Consider the following 3,694-nt stretch of genomic DNA (forward strand, 5'->3'; position numbering starts at 1 on the left):
CAAGCCTTTGCCGACTACCACACCATGATGGAGCTGACCGAAACCCTGGTCTGCAACGCCGCCCTGGCGGTACGGGGATCCCTGCAAATTACTTACCAAGGGGAAGCCATCGACCTCACCCCACCCTGGCGGCGGGTGACGATACAGGAGTTGGTGGAAGAGGCCACCGGCATCTTCATCGACGTGGAAAAGGGATCCACCGCCGAGCTCTTGCCCGCCCTGGCCGAGCAGGGGATCCCCGATCTCTCCCCCCAGGACTCCCCTGGCAAGCTGCTGGTCAAAGCCTTCGAGCACTGCTGCGAAAGCCGTCTGCGCCAGCCGACTTTTGTTCTGGACTATCCCCTGGAGGTATGTCCGCTCACCAAGCCCCACCGCAGCAAGCCGGGGTTGGCGGAGCGCTTTGAGCTGTTTATCGTCGGGCGAGAGACGGCCAACGCCTACTCGGAGCTGACCGACCCGGTAGACCAACGGCAGCGGCTGGAGGCCCAGGCGGCCCTGAAGGCAGCCGGAGACGAAGAGGCCCACTTTCTCGACGAGGACTTCCTCACCGCCCTGGAGTACGGCCTTCCTCCCACCGGCGGCCTGGGCATCGGCATCGACCGTCTGGCGATGCTGCTGTGCGACGCCCCTAGCATCCGTGATGTCATCGCCTTCCCGCTGCTGCGACCGGAGACGGGAGAAAGCCCTGAACAGGAAAAAGCCCCTGGATAGGGGCCTATGCTACAAGGGCACGGTTCAGGGAAGTTACATCATCCCCGCACCGCCGGAGCGGCCTGTTCCTGTTTTCGTCTTAGGTTCGGGCTTTTCCACCACAATGGCTTCAGTGGTGAGGTACATGGCGGCGATGGAAGCCGCGTTTTGCAGCGCCGAGCGCACCACCTTGGCCGGATCCACGATCCCCTGGGCAAACATATCGACATAGGTTCCGGTCAGGGCGTCGAAGCCAAAGGGCATCTCCTTCTCCAGAACCTTTTCCACCACCACAGACCCCTCCAGGCCAGCATTGTGGGCAATCTGATAGAGCGGCGCCTGTAAAGCCCGGCAGACGATGTCCGCCCCCACCTGCTCTTCTGCGTTCAAGGTGGCCTTAAAGGCCGGGATCCCTTTGGAAAGATGCAGCAGCGTTGCCCCGCCACCGGGGACAATCCCTTCCTCCACTGCCGCCCGCGTGGCATTGAGGGCATCTTCAATGCGCAGCTTGCGATCCTTGAGCTCCGTTTCGGTGGCAGCCCCCACCTTGATCACCGCCACCCCACCGGCCAGCTTGGCGATCCGCTCCTGCAGCTTCTCGCGGTCGTACTCGGAATCGGTGGTCTCCAGTTGCTTGCGGAGTTGGGCCACCCGCTTCTCCACCGCCGCTTTGGTGCTGCCATCGGTGACAATGGTGGTCTTGTCTTTGGTAACGGTAATCTTGCGGGCCACCCCCATCATGTCTAGGGTGACATTTTCCAGTTTGATGCCAATATCTTCGGAGATGAGCTGCCCACCAGTGAGGATGGCAATGTCCTCCAACATGGCCTTGCGTCGATCCCCAAAAGCCGGCGCCTTCACCGCCACCGCGTTCAACACCCCCCGCAGGCGGTTCACCACCAAGGTGGCCAGCGCCTCTCCTTCGACATCTTCCGCAATGACCAGCAGCGGCCGCCCCTCTCGTGCCACTCGCTCCAGAACAGGCACCAGATCTTGTAGGCTGGAGAGCTTGTTGCTGGTGATGAGCAGATAGGCATTTTCGTATTCGGCCACCATCCGCTCCGTATCAGTCACGAAATAAGGGGAAATGTAGCCGCGGTCGAACTGCATCCCTTCGACAACTTCCAATTGGGTTTCCAGCGACTTGGACTCTTCGACCGTGATCACCCCATCTCGCCCCACGGCATCCATGGCTTTGGCAATCATCTCCCCCACTTCCGGGTCGTTGCCGGCAGAGATGGTAGCCACCTCGGCGATGGTCTTGCGGCCTTCCACAGGCTTGGCATGGGCGGCAATTTGCTTCACCAGGTAGGCGGTGGTCTTCTCGATGCCGCGCCGCAAGGCTACGGGGTTGGATCCTGCCGAAATATTCTTCAGCCCTTCCCGCACCATGCTCTGGGCCAAAATGGTGGCTGTGGTGGTGCCGTCTCCGGCCACGTCGTTGGTCTTGGTGGCCACTTCTCGCATCAACTGGGCACCGGTGTTCTCCAAAGGATCCGCCAACTCAATTTCTTTGGCAATGGTGACCCCGTCGTTGACGATCTGGGGAGCGCCAAACTTCTTCTCCAGAACAACGTTGCGCCCTTTGGGGCCAACCGTAACCTTGATTGCATCCGCCAGTTGATTGATGCCCTGCTCCAATGCCTTGCGGGCCTCTTCTTTAAACAGAATCTGCTTGGCCATAGAATCCGCGATCCTCGTAATTTTAACTGGGCTACTTAGCGCTGAGTGCTGCTAGGCAGAGTGGGATCCCAGAAGAGCCCCAGCGATCCATCGGCTTGGCCGAGTGCAGAGTTAGCACTCTGAAACCTCGAGTGCTAATCTAACCCAAAAGCGGGATCCCCAGCAAGATGAGTTGAGTTTGGAGTCGCGGCCCTAGCAGGGATGGGAGAGTTAGGCGTTGCCACCGATGAGGATGTCGGGAAACTGGGCTTGGGCTTCGCTGATGGGGCGCTCGCGTCCGCCGTTTTGCCAGTAGTTGATCAGTTCAGTGGCTTGGTTGAGCAGAGTGATGCGATCTTCCTCGCTGATCCAAGTTTTGCTCTCCAGCTCAGCTTTGAGCTGTTCCCAGGCGTCATCTCGCGGCCAGAAGAAGTAGCGGGTGAGGGGGCTGCGGTTTTTGGCCACCACCTGATCCACGGCAATGGCCAAATCGTTTTCCAGCCAGAGAGCTTTTAGGGCAAGTTTCGGCAAGGCTCTTTTCTCCTTTGCAGGACTCGACAGGTCACACGCTGGCTCGGCCTGAGCCGGGCAGCCTTCTATTCTGACATAAGTCCGGATCCCTCAGGGGATAGGCCCGCTCAGCCCTGTTTAGGTCTTGGGGCAAAAGCGCTTAGATCGCAGAGGGCTGTTTTCCCTTTCAGCACCAAATCTCTCAGGACGGCGGCGCTAATCGGGGCTAGCAACACCCCATTGCGGTAGTGGCCAGTGGCAACAAAAAGATTGACATAGCCGGGAGCCGGCCCCAGGATGGGGGCACGCTGCCCCAGCGGTCGGGGTCGATGGCCGGCCCAGTGCTCCAGCAGGGTGGCTTCGGCTAGGGCCGGGCAAAGCTGGATGGCGTGGGCCAGCAGATCCTGTAAGGCCAGCAGCGTCGGCTCAGGCTGGGTGGCCTGAAACTCCACGGTTGCCCCCACCCACAGGGATCCATCGCCGAGGGGAACCAGGTGCAGATCCGCGGCGCTCACGACCGGCCCCAGAGGGATCCCAGCGGCTTTGATCCGCAGGGCCTGGCCCTTGACAGCCTGCAGCGGTATCTGCAACCCCAGCTCCTCAGCCAAAGGGGAGCTGCCCAGGCCGGCAGCGAGAACGACATAGCCTGCCGAGAAGGTAAAGGCCGGCGTATAAACTGCCTGCAGGCGAAAGGGAGGATCCGGGCTGCGCTGCATCTTCTGAACCGGCTGGTGAAAGAAAAAGCGGCAGCCTCTACGCTGGGCTGCTTCCACAAGCGCCTGCGTGAGGAGGCGGGGTTGGATCTGCCGATCTTGGGGCGAGTAGAGGGCCC

General features: G+C 60.7%; 4 protein-coding genes. 1 reads left to right on the plus strand and 3 read right to left on the minus strand.

Going from position 1 to position 3,694, the window contains the following annotated elements; translation table 11 throughout:
- A partial coding sequence (locus tag NW835_RS00370) for an amino acid--tRNA ligase-related protein (protein WP_414414224.1) occupies nt 1–711 on the plus strand: 711 nt, incomplete at its 5' end.
- A 33-nt stretch (nt 712–744) separates the two neighbouring features.
- Here NW835_RS00370 and groL read toward each other — a convergent pair.
- From groL to NW835_RS00385, 3 genes are all read right to left on the minus strand, one after another.
- Nucleotides 745–2,373 carry a chaperonin GroEL gene (gene groL, locus NW835_RS00375; protein WP_414364414.1) on the minus strand — a complete coding sequence of 543 codons (1,629 nt, stop codon included), beginning with the start codon at nt 2,371–2,373 and terminating at the stop codon, nt 745–747.
- A gap of 210 nt (nt 2,374–2,583) precedes the next feature.
- Entirely contained in the window at nt 2,584–2,913 is a 330-nt protein-coding gene (locus NW835_RS00380; RefSeq protein WP_414364441.1) for a 30S ribosomal protein PSRP-3, read from the minus strand.
- A 77-nt stretch (nt 2,914–2,990) separates the two neighbouring features.
- A partial coding sequence (locus tag NW835_RS00385) for an NAD(P)/FAD-dependent oxidoreductase (RefSeq protein ID WP_414414225.1) occupies nt 2,991–3,694 on the minus strand: 704 nt, incomplete at its 5' end.

Source organism: Synechococcus sp. OH2 (genome assembly GCF_047462155.1).
Lineage (GTDB): Bacteria > Cyanobacteriota > Cyanobacteriia > Thermostichales > Thermostichaceae > Thermostichus.